Genomic DNA, 20,726 nt, shown 5'->3' with positions numbered 1-20,726 from the left:
CCACCTGGAGCAAGACCAAATAGAGGAACGTCTGTTTCGGCAGACATGTGCGACCCGTACTGTTCCTGGGTAGGTTGCTTGAGGCTGATGGCGACATCAGTCCCAGATGAATGATTGTCCTCGACAGAACCCGGCTTATCGGTCGTCTCAACCTAACATGTCATCATCGAAATAACTGCTGCAGACAGAGTCAATTTTTCTGTCTGAGCAGTTATTTTTTTGTCTTTTAGATACGTAATCTAGAATTTACTTTAACTTCACATGCCAGTTTTTTGATAAGAAAGACCTCCTTGAGAAACACCTCCAGTCATTTTCTCCCACTTTTATGAAAAGTCTCTAAGTCATTGTCATAAAAAGAGGATTTTGTTTATTCACAGGCTTGACTTCGGACATTTGCACTCCTATAGTGTCGACAAGTGGGGGAAAGTGGATCTTAGTGGATCGTGTTTTTTGAGGATGACCAGTGTTTCGAGGCGTGGCAACTTTCAATCTTGATGCAAAAGGACGGATGGCTGTTCCAGCCAAGTTCCGCAAGCATCTTGACGTCTGTTGTGAAGGCCGATTAGTCATCACCATCGATCATTCTGATCATTGTTTGCAGTTGTACCCATTACCTGAATGGGAAATTGTTGAAGAAAAACTTTCCGCATTACCCAGTTTGAATCCTCAAGTACGTCGATTAAAAAGAATGCTTCTCGGTTATGCCACTGAATGTGAAATGGATGGCAATGGCCGTATTTTATTACCCGCTAAATTACGTGAGTTTGCAGGCCTTGATAAAAACATGGTGATGATTGGTCAAGGTAACAAGTTTGAGTTGTGGAATGAACAAACTTGGAATGAACTCATGGATGAATGTTTAGAAGAAGATTTTGGCGAGATTTTACCGGCTGAACTAGAAAGCCTGTCGATATAAGGCGGAATTATGACTGAGAACGACTCGGAACATCTGCCAGTCTTGTTAAGCGAGACCATACAGGGCTTGTCAGTGAAGGCAGATGGTAAATATCTTGATGCTACCTTTGGTCGCGGCGGGCACAGCCGTGCCATTCTTGCGTTGTTGTCTGACAATGGCCGCTTATTGGGTTTGGATCGTGATCCTCAAGCGATCAAAACAGGTCAGGCTTTGGCTACAAAAGATCCCCGTTTTTCTATTGAACATGGCAATTTCTCAGAACTGAATACAGCGGTTCATGCGCGTCTCTGGCAAGGCAATGTCGATGGAATCTTGATGGACATTGGTGTGTCTTCACCACAGTTAGATGATGCGGAGCGTGGATTCAGCTTTATGAAAGATGGACCACTTGATATGCGAATGAATCCTGAAGCGGGTTTAAGTGCAGCAGAGTGGTTGGCAACAGCTGACATGGATGAAATTGCTGATGTGATAAAAACGCTGGGTGAAGAACGTTATGGCAAACGTATTGCCAGAGCGATTGTGGAAACACGTGATGAACATCCTATTACAACGACTAAACAGTTAGCCGATTTAGTGGATAAAGCCAGTCCATCACGCGACAAGTTCAAGCATCCAGCTACCAGAACATTTCAGGCTATTCGAATTTTTATCAACAATGAGCTGGAAGAACTTACAACAGCTTTAGAGCAAGCTTTGGATGTATTAGCCGTGGGTGGTCGTTTGGCAGTGATTAGTTTTCACTCACTCGAAGATCGCATTGTGAAACGGTTTTTCCGCGATGAAGCCCGTGGTGATGATCTACCGTCTCATTTCCCCGTCACTGTAGATCAATTAAATCCTCGTCTGAAAGTGATTGGCAAAGCTATCAAAGCATCAGAAGAAGAAATCAAACTCAATCCACGCGCTCGAAGTGCCGTGCTTCGTATAGCGGAGAAGCTGGCATGAATTTAAAAGCACTGTTAGAAACCATCAAGATTGATACGCCATTATTCGTAATGGCTTTTGTCGTTTTGGTTTCTGCTGTGTCTGTGATTTATACAAAACACATGAGCCGAAATGAATTTGTGCAACTGCAACAATTAGAAAAACAACGTGATGCTCTGAACGAAGAGTGGGGACGTTTATTGTTGGAAGAAAGCACTTGGGCAAGCCCAAGTCGTGTAGAGCAAGAAGCGAAACGACGTCTGGATATGACCGTACCTAAATCTGATATGACAGTGGTGGTAAAACCATGAAGCAGCACGGTCAGAAAGTGCAACAAGTTGGCGCTTGGCGCCTTAATCTGGTTCGCATCATGTTTGTATTGATGGTGGCTGGATTATGCTGGCGTTTGGCTGATATCCAGGTCTTAAATCCTGAGTTTTTGCGTCATCAAGGTGATGCCCGCCATCTTCGTCAAGTGCCTATCGTTGCTCATCGCGGGATGATTATGGATCGCCATGGTGAACCATTGGCGATAAGTACGCCTGTACATTCTGTCTGGTTAAATCCTCAGGATGTATTAGCGAGTGATCCCCGCATACCACAACTGGCACAGTTACTGGGTTTATCCGTCCAAAAAATTAAAAATAAGATTGAAGAGAATCAGTCCCGGGAATTTGTGTATCTGAAACGTCGTATCACACCGGAATTATCAGCAAAAGTAAAAGCGCTGGGCATACAGGGTGTGGCGCTTCAACGTGAATACAAACGTTATTATCCAGCTGGTGAAGTTGCTTCACATATTGTGGGTTTTACCAATATTGATGATATCGGTCAGGAAGGACTTGAGCTGACTTACGATGCAGTGCTGACTGGTCGCCCTGGACTGAAGCGTATGGTGCGTGACAGCCGTGGTAATTACGTTGAAGGTGGTGAGCTGATTCGTCCGGCTAAATCCGGCGAAAATGTGCAGTTGAGCATTGATCTCAGACTGCAATATTTAACTTACCAAGCCTTGAAGAAAACCGTTGCTGAACATCAGGCAAAATCAGGTACTGCTGTCATTCTTGATACGCGTACGGGTGAAGTGCTGGCGATGGCTAATCAGCCCTCATATAACCCAAACAATAGAGCCGGCCTCAAACCCAGTGATCTCAGAAACCGTGCCGTTACTGATTTGTTTGAACCGGGCTCAACGGTCAAGCCATTTACGGTCGTCAGTGGTATTAAATCGGGTGAGTTTGATCAAAGCACCATCATTAATACACACCCTGGCTATTATCGAGTAAGTGGCCACCCCATAAAAGATTTCAGAGACTATGGTGAAATCGACTTGACGACCCTTATCCAGAAATCAAGTAATGTCGGTGCCAGTAAGATTGCGTTGGCTCTTGATCCTGCTGAACTGTGGCATGACTTTGCCAGTTTCGGCTTGGGCGAGGCAACGGGTGCTTATTTTCCAGGTGAGGCGATGGGAACCATGCCGGATCCTCAGTCATGGCGCACATTAGATATCGCCACCATGGGATATGGTTACGGTTTATCGACCAGTGCGATGCAACTTGCCAGAGCCTACACCGTTTTAGCGGATGGTGGGATTCTCAAACCTGTCACCTTCATTAAAACAGATAAAGTGCCAAAAGGTCGACGAGAATTCTCAGCAGACATCATGCGTGATGTCGTGCAGATGATGGTGAAGGTCATTGAACCAGGCGGCACCGCCACACGTGCTGCTGTGGCGAATTATCATGTAGCCGGAAAAACCGGAACCGCGAAAAAAGCGATCAGCGGTGGTTATGCTGATGATCGTTATCAATCTGTCTTTGCTGGCATCATCCCCGCATCAGCTCCACGTTTAGCGATGGTCGTGATGATTGATGAGCCACAAGGTGAATATTACGGTGGCGCAGTTGCTGCGCCTGTGTTTGCAGAAGTGATGGCGGGTGCAATGCGCTTGTTGAATATTGCCCCTGACGATTTACCGATGACCCAGATGCAGGTGGCTCACAAATGATGACTTCAATCGTAAAATCTCAGTCGTTGATGGCATTACTCAGTGATCTTGTTGTGGATAAATCCACCTTACAAGAATGTACATTGAGCGATATCAGTATGGACAGCCGACGGGTTGCTGCTGGTGGTCTGTTTCTGGCTTTGGCTAAAAATAAGGTTGATAGAGAAAAGCACCTTCGACAGGCATTGGAAAAGGATATTTTTGCTGTCCTGATTGATGAGCAACAACCGTTAACTGAGACTGAGCTTCAAATGCTCACAGAAGCAGTGGTTATGGCTTACTCAGTTGAAAATCTAGCTGAAAAAGCAGGGTTTATAGCGGCACGTTTTTACGACCACCCGTCCAAGGACATGACTGTGATTGCTGTCACCGGGACCAATGGTAAGACCTCAGTCAGTCAATTTATCGCCCAAGCATTGGAGTCAATAAACAAACCATGTGGTGTGATTGGCACCATGGGAGCAGGGCGTTTGTGTGATCTGGAAATGACCGGGATGACAACGCCTGACCCCGTTACCATGCAGAAGCTGTTGGCGAAGTTTAAGCGTGAAGGCTGTGAATACGTGGCATTGGAGGCTTCATCCCATGCCCTAGCCCAAGGCCGATTAAATAGTGTTGATATCAATGTGGCCGTGCTGACCAACCTCAGCCGAGATCACCTTGATTATCACAAAACCATGGCCAACTACGCTGCAGCAAAAAAACGCTTGTTTGATATGGATAGTGTGGAATACGCCGTGATTAATGCAGATGATGCCTTTGGTACAGATGTCATCTCGAAACTGAAATCTGGTGTGAACTTACTCACATATGGCGGTGCACAAAATCAAGTGAATATTCGCGCGGAGCAGATCGCATACAAAGCAGACGGCGTGTCCTTTGAAGCGCAGGTTAATGTAAATAAACTGCCTGTAAGCTTGCCAGTACTGGGTGAGTTCAATGTTGACAATATACTGGCTGCGATAGGTGTGCTTACAGCACTGGGACTAGACCAACAACAATGCGCTGAAGCTATTAATCAATGTCAGGCAGTAAGTGGCCGCATGCAAACATATACTCAGCCGGGTCAAGCCACAGTGGTCATCGACTATGCTCACACACCTGACGCATTACATCAGGCACTGAAGACCTTGCAAGTTCACTTACCCAAAACGGGGCAGCTCTGGTGTGTATTTGGCTGTGGCGGGGACAGAGACCGTGGTAAGCGCCCACTTATGGGGAAAGTCGCAGAAAGAGAAGCTAATCAGGTTATTGTTACGGATGATAATCCTCGTACCGAAGACCATCTGCTGATTATTGAAGATATCCTGGCGGGATGTGATGAACCGCAGAAAATTCGCGTTGAACTTGATCGTAAGCTAGCTATTAGCTATGCCATCAATCATGCCAAGCCAGAAGATATTGTGCTGATTGCAGGTAAGGGGCATGAGTCCTATCAGGAAATCAATCATGTTCGCTATCCGTTTAGTGATACGGCTGTGGTTAAAGCTGTGTTCGACTCATACTCAACGGGCATAAAAAACGTGGTGGGAGGTCATTGATGGGGCTTCAGCTAACGCTTACACAGATTGCTGAGATTGTCTCAGTCCAGAATGTCGTTGCTGATGTTGTGGTAACAGGTGCTGTCATTGATTCACGCAAAGTGACACCAGGTGATTTATTCATCGCCTTTAAAGGTGAACATGTCGATGGTCATGCCTACTTAGCAAAAGCCAGAGAAAATGGTGCTGTCGCGGCATTAGTCAGTGAATATCAAGATGATGAATTACCACAGATCAAGGTAGATGATGTTCGAATAGCTTTTGGACAAATTGCAAAAGCCTGGTTAGCAGAATGCCATGCAAAAGTCATCGCCATCACTGGCAGTAATGGTAAAACCAGCCTAAAAGAAATGGTCAAAGCTATTTTGTCTGAAGTTGGCACAGTCACTGCAACACAAGGCAATTTAAATAACGATCTGGGCGTGCCTTTAACCATTTGTCGTATTGACAAATCGGATGACTATGCGGTGATTGAGATGGGCACAAACCATCCGGGCGAAATTGCTTATCTGATGAGTATCGTATCACCCGATGTTTCAGTGATTAATAATATTGCGTCTGCCCATATCGAAGGTTTAGGTAGCGAAGAGGGTATAGCTAAAGAAAAAGGCAGTATTTATCAAGGATTGAAAAAGAACGGCATTGCAGTGGTAAATGCCGATATGCCATACGAATCGATATGGCAACCCTTGATTGCGGGTAGAAAAACTATCCGTTTTGGATTGCAAACAAAAGTGGATATCTTCGCCGACTATATCCAGCCAGAGCCTGCGGCAAGTCATTTCCTTGTTCATATTGATGGTATTAACCACCATATGACTATAGCTTTGCCCGGCTTACATAATGTGAACAACGCGTTGGCGGCCATAGCCATATGTGTGGCGCTGAATATTCCTGTTGATGCAATGGTTCGCGGTCTGAACACACTACAAGCCGTACCTCACCGCTTACAAATGCGTAAAGGTTTGTCAGGGAGTCGCTTGATTGACGATACCTACAACGCTAATCCCGGCTCCTACCTGCGGGCATTGGAAACCTTGTCTGGTTTTGATGAACCTCTTTGGTTGGTTCTGGGAGATTTTGGTGAGTTAGGTGATGAGTGTGATGCCATTCATCAGAGCATGGGCTTACAAGCAAAAGCCGCAGGCGTGACATCGCTATTTACGGTGGGAGAGAAGAGCCAGCTCGCAGCTGCTGAGTTTGGTGATAACGCCATTCATTTTGAGGACATACAAACATTGCAACAGCTTTTGCAAAACACCTTAACAGCAGATGTGACCTGTTTGATTAAAGGATCACGTTTTATGCAATTGGATAAATTAGCCGATGCGTTAGCCTCGGAGGCACAGTAATGCTGCTGTTATTGAGTGATTATATGAGCCAATACTACAGTGGCTTTAACGTGTTTCAGTACCTGACACTGAGAGCCATTCTTGGGGTCATGACGGCCTTGGGTATTGCATTGATTATCGGACCGACCATGATCCGTCATTTGAGTTTTAGACAGATTGGTCAGGTTGTCAGACAAGATGGCCCTGAATCTCATTTCAGCAAGAAAGGCACACCCACCATGGGTGGCGCTCTGATATTGGTGGCAATTGCTGTTAGCACATTACTTTGGGCTGACCTGACCAATCGTTATGTCTGGGTAGTTTTGATTATTACATTAGCTTTTGGGCTGATTGGATTTGTAGATGACTACATCAAATTAGTCCGTCAAGACCCTCGTGGTTTGCTGAGCCGATATAAATATTTCTGGCAATCTGTCTTTGGTGCCGGAGCAGCTATCTTTTTATTTATGACGGTCACTGTGCCAGCTGAAACGCAGTTGATCGTGCCGTTTTTCAAAGAGATTGTGATTCCTTTGGGTGGTTGGTACATGCTGCTGACTTATTTGGTGATTGTGGGTAGCAGCAATGCAGTGAATTTGACCGATGGCCTGGACGGCCTAGCCATTATGCCTACGGTGATGGTTGCGGCTGCATTAGGCTTATTCAGTTATGTCGCTGGACACTTTGAGTTTGCAAGCTATTTACAAATTCCCTTTATTCCAAGTGCCGGCGAACTCGTTGTTTTCTGTGCGGCTATGGTGGGAGCTGGACTCGGTTTTCTTTGGTTCAATACCTATCCCGCACAAGTCTTTATGGGGGATGTGGGTGCCCTGGCACTGGGTGCCGCACTGGGTACAGTAGCCGTATTAGTCAGACAAGAGTTGGTTTTACTGATCATGGGAGGCGTGTTTGTGATTGAAACACTGTCGGTCATGATTCAAGTGGGCTCATACAAGCTGCGCGGTAAACGTGTATTTCTTATGGCACCGATTCACCATCATTATGAGCTCAAAGGCTGGCCAGAACCTCGCATAATCGTCCGGTTCTGGATTGTGACAGTCTTTCTGGTGTTGATTGGTCTAGCAACGTTGAAAATACGATGACATACGGCATGAATAGTCTTTCACATAAAAATTGCCTGATTATCGGTCTGGGTCAGACAGGACTTTCGTGCGCTCGATTTTTAGCCAATAGAGCGCTAGGTATTGCCATCATGGATACCCGTGAGAATCCACCTTCTGTTCAGGATGTGAAAAATGCGTATCCACAAGTATTGATTAAAACCGGCGGGCTGGATCAGGACTGGATCTTAAAAGCAGATCTGATTGTTTTGAGTCCTGGAGTCGATCCGCGTCTTCCTGAAATTGAAATTGCACGTCAGGCAGGCATTGAGATTGTGGGTGATATTGAGTTGTTTGCTCGCTATGCTGATGCGCCTATCGTGGCGATTACGGGTTCAAATGGTAAAAGCACGGTCACCACGCTTTTGGCCCTGATGGCACAAGTGTCAGGGAAAACAGTCAGAGCAGGGGGGAATTTAGGAACACCCGCTTTAGATCTGTTAGAAGAGTCCGCTCCCGATTTCTATATTCTTGAACTATCCAGTTTCCAGCTAGAAACTGTGCGTTCATTGAATGCTTTTGCTGCTGTTGTGTTGAATGTCAGTCCGGATCACATGGACAGATATGACTCCGTAGAGTCTTATCAATGCGCTAAGCAAACCATCTTTAACGGTGATGGTGTCATGGTGATTAATCGGGATGACCCGATTGTGAACAGCATGAGCCAGCCTGGCCGAAACATTATCGGTTTTAGTCTTCATGAGTCACAAGGCGTCGACTTCGGTTTATTAGAAACAGAAGGGCAAACATGGCTAGCTGAGGGCGAATATCCCTTATTACCCATCGATCAGATGAAAATCGTTGGTATGCATAATATTGCCAATGCGTTGGCAGCGCTGGCACTGGGCTCAGCGATGGCACTACCCATGTCATCCATGTTGTCAGCCATTCGAGAATATAAAGGCCTACCACATCGTTGTCGTCTCGTCAGACAATTGAATGGTGTGCGTTGGTTTAATGATTCTAAAGCAACCAATGTGGGGGCATCAGTTGCCGCCATTAATGGTTTGGCAAGTAATGGCAGAATTATTCTCATTGCTGGTGGCGTCGGAAAAGAACAGGATTTTTCGGAACTGACACCATCACTCAAAGCCTCAGTGAAGGCAGTTATTCTGCTGGGATTAGATGCCGATAAAATCGCCCAAGTCATTCCGACTGGTGTTGATCAGCTTCAAGCAAAAGATATGGCTGATGCTGTGAAAATTGCACAACAAATCGCGTTGGAAGGCGACAATGTTTTATTGTCTCCTGCCTGTGCCAGTTTCGATATGTTCAGTAGCTATGTTGAACGTGGAAATTGTTTCGAACAAGCCGTTAGGGAGATTGCAGCATGAGTGAGTCTTCACTGCAATTTGATAAAAGCTTGTTGTTTTCAACCGGCGCATTGCTGTTTATCGGTCTTGTGATGGTGTGTTCTGCGTCGATTACTGTTGCAGATAGTCGTCTTGAGCAACCTCTATACTTTTTCATACGCCAGTTTGCCTTTGCAGCAGTGGGTATAGTCATTGCCTGGGGATTTATTTCTGTCAGATTAGCCGTTTGGCAACGTATTGCCCCACAATTGCTGATGGCTGGTGTGGCAATGCTAATTATGGTGCTCATTCCAGGCGTCGGACGTGAAGTCAATGGCAGCTCACGCTGGTTACCTCTTGGCCCTGTCAATTTACAAGTAGCAGAGCTGATTAAGCTGTTTGCCATTATCTACATTGCTGATTACTTGCAACGTCACCATGGACAGCTGCACGTCTCATTTTTAAAAGTCTTAGCGCCACTGACCCTGTTAGGTGTAGCAGCCTTATTGCTGTTATTACAACCTGATATGGGATCGATGGTGGTGATCATGTCAACCGTGCTTGCCATGCTGTTTTTAGGTGGTGCCAGATTAGATGTGTTTGCGACATTGATTGGTGTGATGGGGCTGCTATTTGCGATGCTGGTCTGGATTGCACCATACCGTCTGGAACGTTTACAGAGTTTTATGGACCCTTGGGCTGACCCATTTGGTAGTGGTTTTCAGTTAACACAGGCACTAATTGCCTTTGGTCGTGGCGATTGGTTCGGTGTGGGCCTTGGTAGCAGTATGCAGAAGTTATTTTATTTACCTGAGGCGCATACCGACTTTCTGTATTCGATTATTGCAGAAGAACTGGGACTGATTGGTGCACTGACGGTCATTGTGTTGTTCTTCGTCTTTATCTGGCGAGCTCTGGCGATCGGACGTGCTGCAGAGCAGGCTGGACAAGTATTTGGTGCACAGATCGCTTATGGCATCGGCATTTGGTTGGGGTTACAGGCTTGCGTCAATATTGGTGTGAACATGGGGGCGCTTCCGACAAAAGGTCTGACTTTGCCATTAATGAGTTATGGCGGCAGTAGTTTGGTGATTGTGTGTGCGGCGATTGCACTGTTATTCCGTGTCGATATGGAAACACGAATACCTGAAAAAGCCTCAGCGAGGATCAGACGATGAAAAGAGTCATGATTATGGCGGGTGGTACCGGTGGACATGTCTTCCCTGCACTTGCGGTGGCAGAGGAGTTACGTCTGAGAGATGTTGAAGTTTCGTGGATTGGTACCGCTCATGGTATTGAAGCGAAATTAGTGCCTGCAGCTGGCTATCTATTATCAGAAATTAAAGTCAAAGGCTTACGCGGGAACGGTGTGCTTGGTTGGTTAATAGCGCCATTTAAAGTCGTCAAAGCGGTACTGGAAGCGGGCTCACTCATTCGTCAATTAAAACCTGATGTAGTGATGGGGCTGGGTGGTTTTGCCTCTGGTCCTGGTGGATTTGCAGCATGGTTGATGGGAAAACCATTAATTATTCATGAGCAAAATGCGATTCCAGGTCTGACGAACCGTTTATTAGCAAAATTAGCAGACAAAGTGCTAACAGGTTTCCCTGACAGTTTTGATAAAAAAATCGATGCAGAGTGGGTTGGTAATCCGGTGAGGAAAACGATTGAAGATTTACCAATGCCACACCTTCGTCAGACAGAAAAATCAGGTCGATTAAATCTATTGGTCCTGGGCGGAAGCCTGGGCGCACGGTCATTGAATACATTCGTGCCGCAAGCCTTAGCTAAGATATCCGCTGACCACCGTCCTGAAGTTATCCATCAGTGTGGTAGCAAACATAGTGATGATTGCCGCCGATCATATAAAGACGCTGGTGTTAAGGCTGATGTTAAAGAGTTTATTGAGGATATGGCAGCGGCATATGCCTGGGCTGATTTAGTGATATGCCGAGCTGGCGCACTGACTGTGGCAGAAGTCGCTGCGGCCGGTATTGCATCAATTTTAGTGCCTTATCCATATGCCGTGGATGATCATCAGACCCATAATGCTGCGGTCTTAGTGGATGCGAATGCAGCAATTTTAATGGCAGATCAACATTTAGATGCTGATGTGATAGCGAATACGGTCCGTCGACTTGATGGAGACAGAGAAGGGTTATTAAACATGGCAAATGCGGCAAGACAAGTCGCAAAAATGGGCACAGCAGCGCATATCGCTGATATTTGTATGGAGGCTGCCAATGGATAGACTGACCTCAGCCATGCAGAGCCGCGTTAAGCATATCCACTTCATCGGTATTGGTGGCGTGGGTATGGGCGGTATCGCAGAAGTATTATTGAACTTGGGTTATCAAGTTAGTGGTAGTGATTTAGCTGAGAACAGCTTGATCAAGCATCTTCGTAGTCTGGGTGCGACCATTATGATTGGCCATGATGCATCGTATCTTGACGATGCTGATGTGGTGGTCGTTACTACTGCTGTAAGCGAAGATAATGTTGAATTAGTGGCTGCTAGAGAGCAATTGATTCCTGTTGTACCCAGAGCGGAAATGTTGGCCGAGCTGATGCGATTTAGTTATGGCATTGCTGTAGCAGGAACGCATGGTAAAACCACAACAACCAGCTTGATAGCCGCCTTATTAAGCGAAGGCGAGCTGGATCCTACCTTTGTGATTGGTGGACGTTTAAATAGTGCCGGCACGAACGCGCGTTTGGGTACAGGGCGTTATCTGGTCGCTGAAGCTGATGAAAGTGACGCATCATTCTTATACCTGCAGCCAATGATTGCGGTGGTGACGAATATTGATGAAGATCATATGGCGACATATGACGGTGATTTTGGCAAATTGAAGGCCACCTTCATTGAGTTTCTTCATCACTTACCATTCTATGGACTGGCAGTGTTATGTCTTGATGATCCGGTTATCCAATTGTTATTGGCTGATGTAACCAGACCGTTTATCACTTACGGACAAAACCCTGATGCTGATTATCAGTTAATGGAACTGACGCAGCATCAGGGGCAAAGCTTTTTCACCGTGGTAGAGAAACGTTCAGGACAGAGCTTCCCTGTCACATTGAATATGCCTGGCTTACACAATGCCTTGAATGCGACGGCTGCCATGGCTGTAGCACGTAACCTGGATGTCAGTGTCACTGATTGCCAGAGAGCCTTACTGAAGTTTGATGGTGTAGGACGACGCTTTAATCTAATGGGTCAGGTTAAAGCGGGTACCGGTCAGGCCATGCTGATTGATGATTATGGGCATCATCCGACTGAAATCGCAGCCACGCTTGCCGCCACACGAGGTGGTTGGCCAAATAACCGTTTAGTTTTGGTATTCCAACCTCATCGCTACACACGCACACGTGACTTGTTTGAAGATTTTGCGCATGTGTTATCCAGTGTTGATGTGCTGGTTGTGTTAGAGGTCTATCCAGCCGGTGAAGCAAAAATTGCCGGGGCAGATGCACGTAGTTTATGTCGGGCTATCCGCTTGCGTGGTCAGGTTGAGCCTGTATTTGCAGAAGACAAGCAGGAACTCTACGCATTATTACCGGGCCTTCTACAAGACGGCGATGTGTTGTTGACATTAGGTGCTGGAGATATCGGCCGGATGGCACAGGCTTTACCTGAGATCTTAAACGATGGGGGTGCTGAATGATGGCATTACCTCGGACTTTAAAAGGCGAACTAAAAACAAATGAGCCACTGTCTCGTTATAACTCATGGCGTGTAGGAGGGCCGGCAAAACAGCTTTACCGTCCTACCGACAGAAATGATCTCGCCCTGTTTTTACAACAACTACCTGCAGAAGAACCTGTGCTATGGGTCGGTCTGGGTAGTAACTTATTAATACGTGATGGCGGTTTTGCCGGCACTGTGATTGTCACCGCAGGCGCATTGCAAACCATCGATGTCATTGATAATGAGATTACGGCAGAAGTCGGGCTCTATTGCAGCAAGTTAGCGAAACAGGCGGCGAAGGCTGGCTTAAAAGGCGCTGCTTTCTGGGCAGGGATTCCGGGTACTTTAGGTGGTGCCTTAGCCATGAATGCTGGTGCTCATGGTGTTGAAACATGGGACTCCGTCGTAGAAGTCACAACAATTGATAAACAAGGTGAGTTGCATCTCTACAATGCTGATCAGTTTGAGGTGAGTTACCGTTATGTGAACTTGCCAGAAAATCAGTGGTTCGTAGCAGCAAAAATGCGGTTTGAACAAGGTGATAAAGAGACTGAGCTGGAGCTTATCCGCGACCTACTGAAAAAAAGAAATATCAGTCAACCCACCAATCAACCTTGTGCTGGTTCAGTTTTTCGAAACCCACCAGGCGACTTTTCTGGTCGTTTGATTGAAGTCAGTGGTCTGAAAGGACTCACAGTGGGCGGTGCCAGTGTGTCAGATAAACATGCAAACTTTATCGTTAATAATGGTGATGCCACAGCAAAAGACATCGAGACACTCATCTTTGAAGTACAGCAACGGGTTGAGCAAGAGCACGGCGTTAAGCTGATTCCAGAAGTGCATATAATTGGAGAGCCATCATGATAAAACGCACTGTGTCTGCTGCTGAATTTGGTCGTGTTGCTGTACTGATGGGCGGCCGATCTGCTGAACGTGAGATTTCACTCATTAGTGGCAATGCGGTATTAGCTGGCTTACAACGTAGTGGTATCGATGCGTATGGCATCGATGTCAGCTTCGATATCTGTCAAAAAATGAACAGTGGTGAATTTGATCGTGCGTTTATCGTCCTCCATGGACGTGGCGGTGAAGATGGTGAAATTCAAGGTTTTTTACAGGCCATCAATCTGCCTTACACCGGAAGTGCAATTAGTGCTTCTGTACTGTCTATGAACAAACGATTGAGCAAATTAGCGTGGATTCAACAGGGTTTACCAACTGCCCTGTTTGTTCCTGTGTCTGCACAAACCAATACCGATGAATTAGTTGCTGATTTAGGGCTACCTCTCATCATTAAGCCTGTTAACGAAGGTTCCAGCATTGGAATGTCCAAGGTCAATGACCATAGTGACTTACAAAAGGCCATTGATTTGGCATTGAAATATGACACCGATGTTATCGCTGAGCAGTGGATACACGGGGAGGAATATACCGTTGCCATTTTAGACGGTGAAGCTTTACCTGCCATCCGGTTAAAAACGTCACATGAATTTTATGATTTTGACGCCAAGTATCACGCCAATGACACTGAATATTTATGTCCCTGCGGTTTGGAAGCCGATGTTGAAAAAGGTATGCAAGACATCGCGGTAAAAGCCTTTAATGCCCTAGGTATGCAAGGATGGGGACGTATCGATTTCATGCGTGATAAGCAAGGCAATCTGTTTTTACTTGAAGCCAACAGTGTTCCTGGTATGACCGATCACAGTCTAGTCCCCATGTCTGCGAAGCAAGCTGGAATGTCATTTGATGACTTAGTGTGCCGCATTTTAGAAACAAGCTTCAAAGGTGAGGGCTGATGGCTAAACAGCGGAGAGGCGCCATATTACAAGAGCCAGCTAAGGTGAAACAGCCTAGGTCGCCACTGGCATGGAAAAAATTGTTCAAACATGCCGCCACATTGGCTTTGGTCGTCGTCTTAGTGGCGGGAGGAATGTATCTACGTGAAGCCGATACTTTGCCTGTGAAGCACGTGACGGTAGATGGCACTTTACGCCATACCGACAGAAATGAATTAGTCAAAGTGGTGATGCCTTTTGTCAGAGGCAGTTTTTTAGATGTAGATGTAGCCAGTATTCAAAAAGCAGGTGAGACCTTGCCTTGGGTCGAGCAAATACAAGTGAGACGAATCTGGCCAGATACCTTGCATTTGATGGTTGCTGAGCATGAAGCGGTTGCTCGCTGGAACGATGATGGCTTGGTCAACCGTCACGGAAAAGTGTTTAAGCCCAGCAAAGACACCATGCCTGATGGTTTGATTCAGTTGCATGGCCCAGATGGCACTAGTGAAATGCTGTCGCGACGACTGATCGATGTTCAGCAAAAAGTGAATGTGCTGGGCTTACGAGTCATTAGTATGAGCATGGATAAACGTCGTGCCTGGCAAGTAGATTTTAAAGAAGGATTACATCTTAAATTGGGCCGTACAGATGATGAAGACAGGTTGACCCGCTTTGTTAACGTCTATTTGGGTGGGCTAGGTACATTTAAAGACCTGATTAAAGAAATTGATATGCGTTACACCAATGGGCTGGCAGTGGTATGGAAATCCGGCCAGCAACCTGATTTTAATGGAACAGTATGATGTCGAAACGAACTGAAAGAGAACTTATCGTTGGATTGGATATCGGAACATCAAAGGTTGTCGCAATTGTCGCGGCACCTGTTGTTGATGCCGGCCCCAATGATAATGCGCTCGAAATTATTGGCATTGGTTCTCACCCTGCCAGAGGCATGAAAAAAGGGGTTGTCGTCAATATCGAATCTACAGTGCAGTCGATTCAGCGTGCGATTGAAGAAGCTGAATTGATGGCCGGTTGTCAGATTTATTCAGTCTATGCAGGTATTGCCGGAAGCCACATTCGAAGCCTGAATTCTCATGGCACGGTGGCTATTCGCGATAAGGAAGTGACTCAGGGCGATATTGATCGGGTGATGGATGCAGCACGAGCTGTGCATTTCCCCGGAGACCAACAATTACTGCATGTATTGCCACAGGAATACATTATCGATAACCAGGAAGGCATACGTGAACCAATTGGGATGTCAGGTGTACGTTTGGAAGCAAAAGTTCACCTGATTACGGGTGCTGTCAGTGCGGCTCAGAACATCACAAAATGTATTGAACGTTGTGGTTTAACAGTTGATGGCATTGTGCTTGAGCAAATGGCATCCAGTTATTCTGTCTTAGATCAGGACGAAAAAGAACTGGGTGTTTGTATCGTTGATATCGGCGGTGGAACCACGGACATAGCTGTGTTCGTTGATGGCGCGATTCGCCACACAGCAGTGATTCCGATTGCCGGCGATCAGGTCACCAATGATATCGCCGTGGCATTACGCACACCCACGCAATATGCCGAAGAAATCAAAATTAAATACGCCTGTGCTTTGACACAACTGGCTCGTGAAGATGAAACCATTGAGGTACCGAGTGTGGGGGACAGGCCGCCACGTCAGCTTGCTAGACAGACGCTAGCTGAAGTGGTTGAGCCGAGATATGAAGAATTATTGATGTTAGTTCAGGCTGAACTACGTCGTAGTGGGTTTGAGGAATTACTGGCTGCGGGCATTGTGCTGACAGGCGGTAGTTCGAAAATGGAAGGCGCTATTGAGCTTGCTGAAGAGGTCTTCCACCTTCCTGTGCGTTTGGGAGTGCCACAGCATGTCGGGGGACTTGTTGATGTGGTGCGTAACCCAATTCATGCAACAGGTGTTGGGTTGCTGTTATTTGGCAATCAGGAGCATGCCCCAGGGCATGGTGAAATTAAAGTAAGTGAAGGCTTAAAAGGCATGCTGGCAAGAATGAAAAGCTGGTTCCAAGGGAATTTTTAAGCTGAGTAATTGAGCATGTTTGTTTTACACAATTTTTTGGGGGAGAAGTTATGACTTTTGAATTAATTGATACATACAGTGAAAATGCTGTCATTAAAGTGATTGGTGTTGGTGGCGGTGGCGGTAATGCGCTTGAGCATATGGTCGTCAACCAAATTGAAGGGGTGGATTTCATCAGTGCAAACACGGATGCTCAAGCATTACGTAAAAGCTCAGCAACCACACAACTGCAACTGGGTGGTGACATTACTAAAGGCTTGGGTGCAGGTGCCAATCCTGATGTGGGTCGTCAAGCAGCGTTAGAAGACAGAGAACGCATCATGGAAGTTATCGATGGTGCAGATATGGTCTTTATCACAGCCGGTATGGGTGGTGGTACTGGCACAGGTGCCGCACCGGTCGTTGCTCAAGTGGCCAAAGAAATGGGTATTCTGACGGTAGCTGTCGTTACCAAACCTTTCCCATTCGAAGGTGGCAAGCGTATGAAAATTGCGCAAGCGGGTATTGAAGAATTAGGTCAACATGTTGATTCGTTGATTACCATTCCAAACGAGAAGTTATTGAAGGTACTGGGTAAAGATATGACTTTGCTGAATGCCTTTAAATCAGCCAATGATGTCTTGTTAGGTGCTGTTCAGGGTATTGCTGAATTAATCACACGTGAAGGTATGATTAACGTTGACTTTGCTGACGTTCGTACTGTGATGTCTGAAATGGGTATGGCTATGATGGGCACGGGGCATGCTAAAGGTGAGCATCGTGCACGTGAAGCGGCGAAATTAGCGGTCTCAAGCCCATTATTAGAAGATGTCGATTTGGCTGGTGCCCGTGGAGTATTGGTCAATATTACTGCTGGTCTGGATATGAGTATTGGTGAGTTCGAAGAAGTGGGTAACACCATTAAAGAATTTGCTTCAGATGACGCTACAGTAGTAGTTGGAACCGTGATTGACCCAGACATGACTGACGAGTTGAGAGTGACCGTTGTGGCGACGGGTTTAGGCGCACCGAGAGTCGCTGTAGCGAAAGCACCGGAAGAAGCTGCACCACAAATTGAAATTGTGAAAAAACCAGTTGAAATCGATTATGATGAACCGACAGTCATTCGCAATGGTAAAGATAGCCAGCAGAAACAAGTCGCCAACGGAGATGTCAATATGGATTATTTGGATATTCCAGCATTTCTGCGTCGTCAGGCGGATTAATTTAGTATAGCTGCTTATATTCTGCTTATGATATTATGCTTTGATCTGTAACTGTTTAAGGGGGTAAAACACCGTGATAAAGCAACGAACATTGAAGAATGTGATTCGTGCGACCGGTGTCGGTTTGCATAGTGGTGAGATGGTATATCTGACCCTGCGACCTGCCGCCCCTAATACAGGCATTATTTTTCGTAGAGTGGATCTGGACCCGGTTGTCGAGATTCAGGCAAAAGCTGAGAATGTGGGTGAAACCGCTCTATCGACCACGCTGATTGAACATGGTCAACGTGTTTCAACAGTGGAGCATTTATTATCTGCATTTGCCGGCTTAGGTATTGATAATGCTTATATTGACCTGAATGCAGCTGAAGTACCCATTATGGACGGCAGTGCCGGTCCCTTTGTGTTTTTGGTGCAGTCGGCAGGTATTGAAGAGCAGAATGTGGCTAAACAGTTCATCCGCATCAAAAAACCAGTTGTGATGGAAGACGGTGATAAATGGGCGAAATTTGAACCATTTGATGGTTTTAAAGTGTCATTTACTATCGATTTCGAGCATCCTGCATTTACTGGACGACCTCAACAAGTCGATGTTGATTTCTCCTCCACATCGTTTGTTCGTGAAGTCAGTCGTGCACGCACATTTGGTTTTATGAAAGATATCGAAAAGTTACGCGAAAACAATCTGGCATTAGGTGGCAGTATGGATAATGCCATCGTGGTTGATGATTACCGTGTGTTGAATGAAGATGGCTTACGTTATGAAGATGAATTTGTTCGTCATAAAGTGCTGGATGCCATCGGTGATTTGTATTTGCTGGGACACAGTCTGATTGGTGCTTTCAAAGGCCATAAGTCAGGACATGAGGTGAATAACAAATTATTACGGAAATTATTAGCTCAGGAAGATGCCTGGGAGTTGGTCAGCTTCGAAGACGATAAAGATGCCCCCATTCTTTTCAGTCGACCTGCTGCCTCAATTTCAAGCTAATTTTTCTGATTGGATTGACGTTTAGCGAGTTTATTCAAGGCGGCCTTTAATGGGCCGTCTTGCATTTCAGCGGCAGTACTTGTTAGAAGTTCTGCCGTTTCAGTTGATACACGGAGCGTATTCGGATTCATTTTCGATTTAAGCGGTTCGCTTTGTGGTCTGACCTTGACCTCCAGTTTTTTTACTGGATTCGGTAAATGCGCTGATAAGGTTTTACAAATAAAGGCAGCCTGAAAGCGCAATAAACTCGCATAATTGGCTTTATCAGTGAGAATGATGATTTTATCTTCCGTGATGTTTGCCAATGTGCAATGATTACTAAATTTTAAAGGCAGGCTTTTTTGTAAAATGGTGTTAAGCTTGTTCAGTTTTTGGGCGCGAATTGATAACCATTTCATCTGGTTATCGTTTTGATAGAGTTGACCAATGCGCTCAGGTTTTTTTGACATATTATTTTAAGTGACTGAAAAAGGATAACAATGCAGGTTATCATTATATCCTCAAACAGCAAGACCCATAAGCATTGGCATTTAACGCGATCCAGTTTGTTCGTGCTGATGCTGATGCTGACATGCCTTATTAGTGTTAGTAGCTATAGCCTGGCGAAATGGCTCTATACAGACCGCATAACAGAAAATCTCCAGCCTGTCCCCGTTCCTACTCTCTCTTCTAGTTCAAATCCCATCGATACCACTCAGAACCTGGACGAAAATCAAGAAGAAAATTTACAAGATTTTTATGCCAAACAGCTCGGTGGTTTACAGGCAGAAACTATACGTTTGAAAATGTTCAGTGAGCGTCTGGCGCAAATTGCAGGCTTTGAGACAGAAGACTTTTCTTTAGATGAGCATCCTGGTCAAGGTGGTATTGAACATGATGGCTCGCCTCTTAATAGTGAGGCACTGGAAAGAGGTATCCAACAGCTATCAAGTCAATTACGTGGTCAGAGTGATACATTAAATGCCCTTGAAGAGTATCTCATCACAAAAGAAAATATTGCGGCAGGTATTCCTGAAGGTAAACCGGTTAAAAATGGCTGGGTGTCATCATTTTATGGCAATCGTATCGACCCGTTTAATGGTAAAAAAACCTTCCATGAAGGTATCGACATTGCCGGCAAAGAAGGCAGTCCAGTCATGGCTGTAGCCGATGGTATTGTCAGCTGGGTGGGTGATCGTGGCGGTTATGGTGGCTTAGTCGAAGTCGACCATGGTAACGGCTATGTCACACGATATGCCCACAATAAAACAATAAAGGTGAGTAAGGGCGAGCGCGTCAGTAAGGGTGAAGTGGTGGCGCTGATGGGATCGACAGGGCGGTCAACCGGCCCACACGTTCACTACGAAGTCTTACGTGACGGCCAACATATCAATCCTTATAGTTTTATCAAGTAAATTCTTTTGAGCTCTTGTTTTATTTGTGGGAAGTCTCCACATGAAACAATGTGATCTACAAACACTGACTTTGTCCGCGTTATAATCACAAGTTTATTACTTTTATCGGTGTTCACGCCGTAATCAACACAGTTTAAGGCGAAAAAATGGTTAGCAAGTTTTTCAGTAAAATTTTTGGTAGTCGTAACGAGCGCGTATTGAAAAAAATGCGTAAGACGATAGATGAGATTGCCAAGTTTGAAACAGAAATAGAACAACTTGATGACCCGGCGTTACAAGCCAAAACTGAGGCATTTAAACAGCGTCTTGCTGATGGCCAAACTATCGATGACATATTGACCGAAGCTTTTGCCGTTGTTCGTGAAGCCAGTAAACGTGTTCTCGGCATGCGTCACTTCGATGTCCAATTAATCGGTGGCATGGTGTTGAATGATGGCAAAGTCGCTGAAATGAAAACCGGTGAAGGTAAAAC

Annotated in this window: 19 protein-coding genes, 1 other RNA gene and 1 pseudogene (1 of these 21 running past the window's edge); 20 read left to right on the top strand and 1 reads right to left on the bottom strand. The window is 45.7% G+C overall.

The window, feature by feature from the left end; all coding sequences use genetic code 11:
• The 18 genes from rnpB to lpxC form a co-directional block, all read left to right on the top strand.
• An RNA gene (gene rnpB, locus B3V56_RS01510) (RNase P RNA component class A) lies at positions 1-154 on the top strand (it extends 242 nt beyond the left edge of the window).
• Positions 155-463: 309 nt separating this feature from the next.
• The gene (gene mraZ, locus B3V56_RS01505; RefSeq protein ID WP_286305486.1) at positions 464-916 is read left to right on the top strand and encodes a division/cell wall cluster transcriptional repressor MraZ; all 453 of its coding nucleotides are present in this window, start codon (positions 464-466) and stop codon (positions 914-916) included.
• A 9-nt stretch (positions 917-925) separates the two neighbouring features.
• A complete protein-coding gene (gene rsmH, locus B3V56_RS01500; RefSeq protein WP_289281851.1) occupies positions 926-1,864 on the top strand; it encodes a 16S rRNA (cytosine(1402)-N(4))-methyltransferase RsmH in 939 nt (312 codons plus the stop codon).
• Positions 1,861-2,154, top strand: coding sequence for a cell division protein FtsL (gene ftsL / locus B3V56_RS01495; protein ID WP_289281850.1), 294 nt, complete (start codon positions 1,861-1,863; stop codon positions 2,152-2,154). The genes rsmH and ftsL overlap by 4 nt, the downstream gene beginning before the upstream one ends.
• Positions 2,151-3,854, top strand: a complete 1,704-nt coding sequence (locus tag B3V56_RS01490; protein WP_289283906.1) for a peptidoglycan D,D-transpeptidase FtsI family protein — start codon at positions 2,151-2,153, stop codon at positions 3,852-3,854. Before ftsL ends, B3V56_RS01490 begins: the two co-directional genes overlap by 4 nt.
• On the top strand, positions 3,851-5,395 hold the full coding sequence (locus tag B3V56_RS01485; protein WP_289283905.1) for a UDP-N-acetylmuramoyl-L-alanyl-D-glutamate--2,6-diaminopimelate ligase: 1,545 nt from the start codon (positions 3,851-3,853) through the stop codon (positions 5,393-5,395). The genes B3V56_RS01490 and B3V56_RS01485 overlap by 4 nt, the downstream gene beginning before the upstream one ends.
• Positions 5,395-6,747: a UDP-N-acetylmuramoyl-tripeptide--D-alanyl-D-alanine ligase gene (locus tag B3V56_RS01480; protein WP_289281889.1), complete on the top strand. Its 1,353-nt coding sequence runs from the start codon at positions 5,395-5,397 to the stop codon at positions 6,745-6,747. Before B3V56_RS01485 ends, B3V56_RS01480 begins: the two co-directional genes overlap by 1 nt.
• Positions 6,747-7,829: a phospho-N-acetylmuramoyl-pentapeptide-transferase gene (gene mraY / locus B3V56_RS01475; RefSeq protein WP_286305480.1), complete on the top strand. Its 1,083-nt coding sequence runs from the start codon at positions 6,747-6,749 to the stop codon at positions 7,827-7,829. The genes B3V56_RS01480 and mraY overlap by 1 nt, the downstream gene beginning before the upstream one ends.
• An 8-nt stretch (positions 7,830-7,837) precedes the next feature.
• On the top strand, positions 7,838-9,181 hold the full coding sequence (gene murD / locus B3V56_RS01470; protein ID WP_289283904.1) for a UDP-N-acetylmuramoyl-L-alanine--D-glutamate ligase: 1,344 nt from the start codon (positions 7,838-7,840) through the stop codon (positions 9,179-9,181).
• The gene (gene ftsW / locus B3V56_RS01465; protein WP_289281844.1) at positions 9,178-10,317 is read left to right on the top strand and encodes a putative lipid II flippase FtsW; all 1,140 of its coding nucleotides are present in this window, start codon (positions 9,178-9,180) and stop codon (positions 10,315-10,317) included. The genes murD and ftsW overlap by 4 nt, the downstream gene beginning before the upstream one ends.
• Entirely contained in the window at positions 10,314-11,390 is a 1,077-nt protein-coding gene (gene murG, locus B3V56_RS01460) for an undecaprenyldiphospho-muramoylpentapeptide beta-N-acetylglucosaminyltransferase (protein WP_289281843.1), read from the top strand. The genes ftsW and murG overlap by 4 nt, the downstream gene beginning before the upstream one ends.
• A complete protein-coding gene (murC, locus tag B3V56_RS01455; protein ID WP_289283903.1) occupies positions 11,383-12,807 on the top strand; it encodes a UDP-N-acetylmuramate--L-alanine ligase in 1,425 nt (474 codons plus the stop codon). The genes murG and murC overlap by 8 nt, the downstream gene beginning before the upstream one ends.
• Positions 12,804-13,694, top strand: a complete 891-nt coding sequence (gene murB, locus B3V56_RS01450; protein ID WP_289283902.1) for a UDP-N-acetylmuramate dehydrogenase — start codon at positions 12,804-12,806, stop codon at positions 13,692-13,694. The genes murC and murB overlap by 4 nt, the downstream gene beginning before the upstream one ends.
• Positions 13,691-14,629, top strand: coding sequence for a D-alanine--D-alanine ligase (locus B3V56_RS01445; RefSeq protein WP_289283901.1), 939 nt, complete (start codon positions 13,691-13,693; stop codon positions 14,627-14,629). Before murB ends, B3V56_RS01445 begins: the two co-directional genes overlap by 4 nt.
• On the top strand, positions 14,629-15,414 hold the full coding sequence (locus B3V56_RS01440; RefSeq protein ID WP_289283900.1) for a cell division protein FtsQ/DivIB: 786 nt from the start codon (positions 14,629-14,631) through the stop codon (positions 15,412-15,414). The genes B3V56_RS01445 and B3V56_RS01440 overlap by 1 nt, the downstream gene beginning before the upstream one ends.
• Positions 15,414-16,664 carry a cell division protein FtsA gene (ftsA, locus tag B3V56_RS01435; protein WP_286306070.1) on the top strand — a complete coding sequence of 417 codons (1,251 nt, stop codon included), beginning with the start codon at positions 15,414-15,416 and terminating at the stop codon, positions 16,662-16,664. The genes B3V56_RS01440 and ftsA overlap by 1 nt, the downstream gene beginning before the upstream one ends.
• A gap of 50 nt (positions 16,665-16,714) precedes the next feature.
• Entirely contained in the window at positions 16,715-17,869 is a 1,155-nt protein-coding gene (gene ftsZ / locus B3V56_RS01430; protein WP_286305474.1) for a cell division protein FtsZ, read from the top strand.
• A 73-nt stretch (positions 17,870-17,942) separates the two neighbouring features.
• The gene (gene lpxC, locus B3V56_RS01425; RefSeq protein ID WP_286305472.1) at positions 17,943-18,860 is read left to right on the top strand and encodes a UDP-3-O-acyl-N-acetylglucosamine deacetylase; all 918 of its coding nucleotides are present in this window, start codon (positions 17,943-17,945) and stop codon (positions 18,858-18,860) included.
• On the opposite strand, the gene B3V56_RS01420 is transcribed toward lpxC, so the two are convergent.
• Positions 18,857-19,258: a DciA family protein gene (locus B3V56_RS01420; protein WP_286305471.1), complete on the bottom strand. Its 402-nt coding sequence runs from the start codon at positions 19,256-19,258 to the stop codon at positions 18,857-18,859. The two genes, lpxC and B3V56_RS01420, sit on opposite strands and share 4 nt — an antisense overlap.
• A 165-nt stretch (positions 19,259-19,423) precedes the next feature.
• Here B3V56_RS01420 and B3V56_RS01415 point away from each other — a divergent pair, with 165 nt between their 5' ends.
• On the top strand, positions 19,424-20,254 hold the full coding sequence (locus B3V56_RS01415) for a M23 family metallopeptidase (protein ID WP_289283008.1): 831 nt from the start codon (positions 19,424-19,426) through the stop codon (positions 20,252-20,254).
• A 146-nt stretch (positions 20,255-20,400) separates the two neighbouring features.
• Positions 20,401-20,726 (top strand): annotated as a pseudogene (gene secA, locus B3V56_RS01410) (preprotein translocase subunit SecA); the annotation flags it as partial.

Origin of the sequence: Methylophaga sp. UBA2513 (genome assembly GCF_002341285.1) — a bacterium.
GTDB lineage: Bacteria > Pseudomonadota > Gammaproteobacteria > Nitrosococcales > Methylophagaceae > Methylophaga > Methylophaga marina.
Note: the sequence above shows the minus strand (reverse complement) of the source record. Positions and strands in the feature narration are given on the sequence as shown.

Bases quoted from the DNA above. Each gene is read 5' to 3' on its own strand.
- rsmH (WP_289281851.1), top strand. From the start codon at position 926: ATGACTGAGAACGACTCGGAACATCTGCCAGTCTTGTTAAGCGAGACC.
- ftsL (WP_289281850.1), top strand. From the start codon at position 1,861: ATGAATTTAAAAGCACTGTTAGAAACCATCAAGATTGATACGCCATTA.
- B3V56_RS01490 (WP_289283906.1), top strand. From the start codon at position 2,151: ATGAAGCAGCACGGTCAGAAAGTGCAACAAGTTGGCGCTTGGCGCCTT.
- B3V56_RS01485 (WP_289283905.1), top strand. From the start codon at position 3,851: ATGATGACTTCAATCGTAAAATCTCAGTCGTTGATGGCATTACTCAGT.
- B3V56_RS01480 (WP_289281889.1), top strand. From the start codon at position 5,395: ATGGGGCTTCAGCTAACGCTTACACAGATTGCTGAGATTGTCTCAGTC.
- mraY (WP_286305480.1), top strand. From the start codon at position 6,747: ATGCTGCTGTTATTGAGTGATTATATGAGCCAATACTACAGTGGCTTT.
- murD (WP_289283904.1), top strand. From the start codon at position 7,838: ATGAATAGTCTTTCACATAAAAATTGCCTGATTATCGGTCTGGGTCAG.
- ftsW (WP_289281844.1), top strand. From the start codon at position 9,178: ATGAGTGAGTCTTCACTGCAATTTGATAAAAGCTTGTTGTTTTCAACC.
- murG (WP_289281843.1), top strand. From the start codon at position 10,314: ATGAAAAGAGTCATGATTATGGCGGGTGGTACCGGTGGACATGTCTTC.
- murC (WP_289283903.1), top strand. From the start codon at position 11,383: ATGGATAGACTGACCTCAGCCATGCAGAGCCGCGTTAAGCATATCCAC.
- murB (WP_289283902.1), top strand. From the start codon at position 12,804: ATGATGGCATTACCTCGGACTTTAAAAGGCGAACTAAAAACAAATGAG.
- B3V56_RS01445 (WP_289283901.1), top strand. From the start codon at position 13,691: ATGATAAAACGCACTGTGTCTGCTGCTGAATTTGGTCGTGTTGCTGTA.
- B3V56_RS01440 (WP_289283900.1), top strand. From the start codon at position 14,629: ATGGCTAAACAGCGGAGAGGCGCCATATTACAAGAGCCAGCTAAGGTG.
- ftsA (WP_286306070.1), top strand. From the start codon at position 15,414: ATGTCGAAACGAACTGAAAGAGAACTTATCGTTGGATTGGATATCGGA.
- ftsZ (WP_286305474.1), top strand. From the start codon at position 16,715: ATGACTTTTGAATTAATTGATACATACAGTGAAAATGCTGTCATTAAA.
- B3V56_RS01420 (WP_286305471.1), bottom strand. From the start codon at position 19,258: ATGAAATGGTTATCAATTCGCGCCCAAAAACTGAACAAGCTTAACACC.
- B3V56_RS01415 (WP_289283008.1), top strand. From the start codon at position 19,424: ATGCTGACATGCCTTATTAGTGTTAGTAGCTATAGCCTGGCGAAATGG.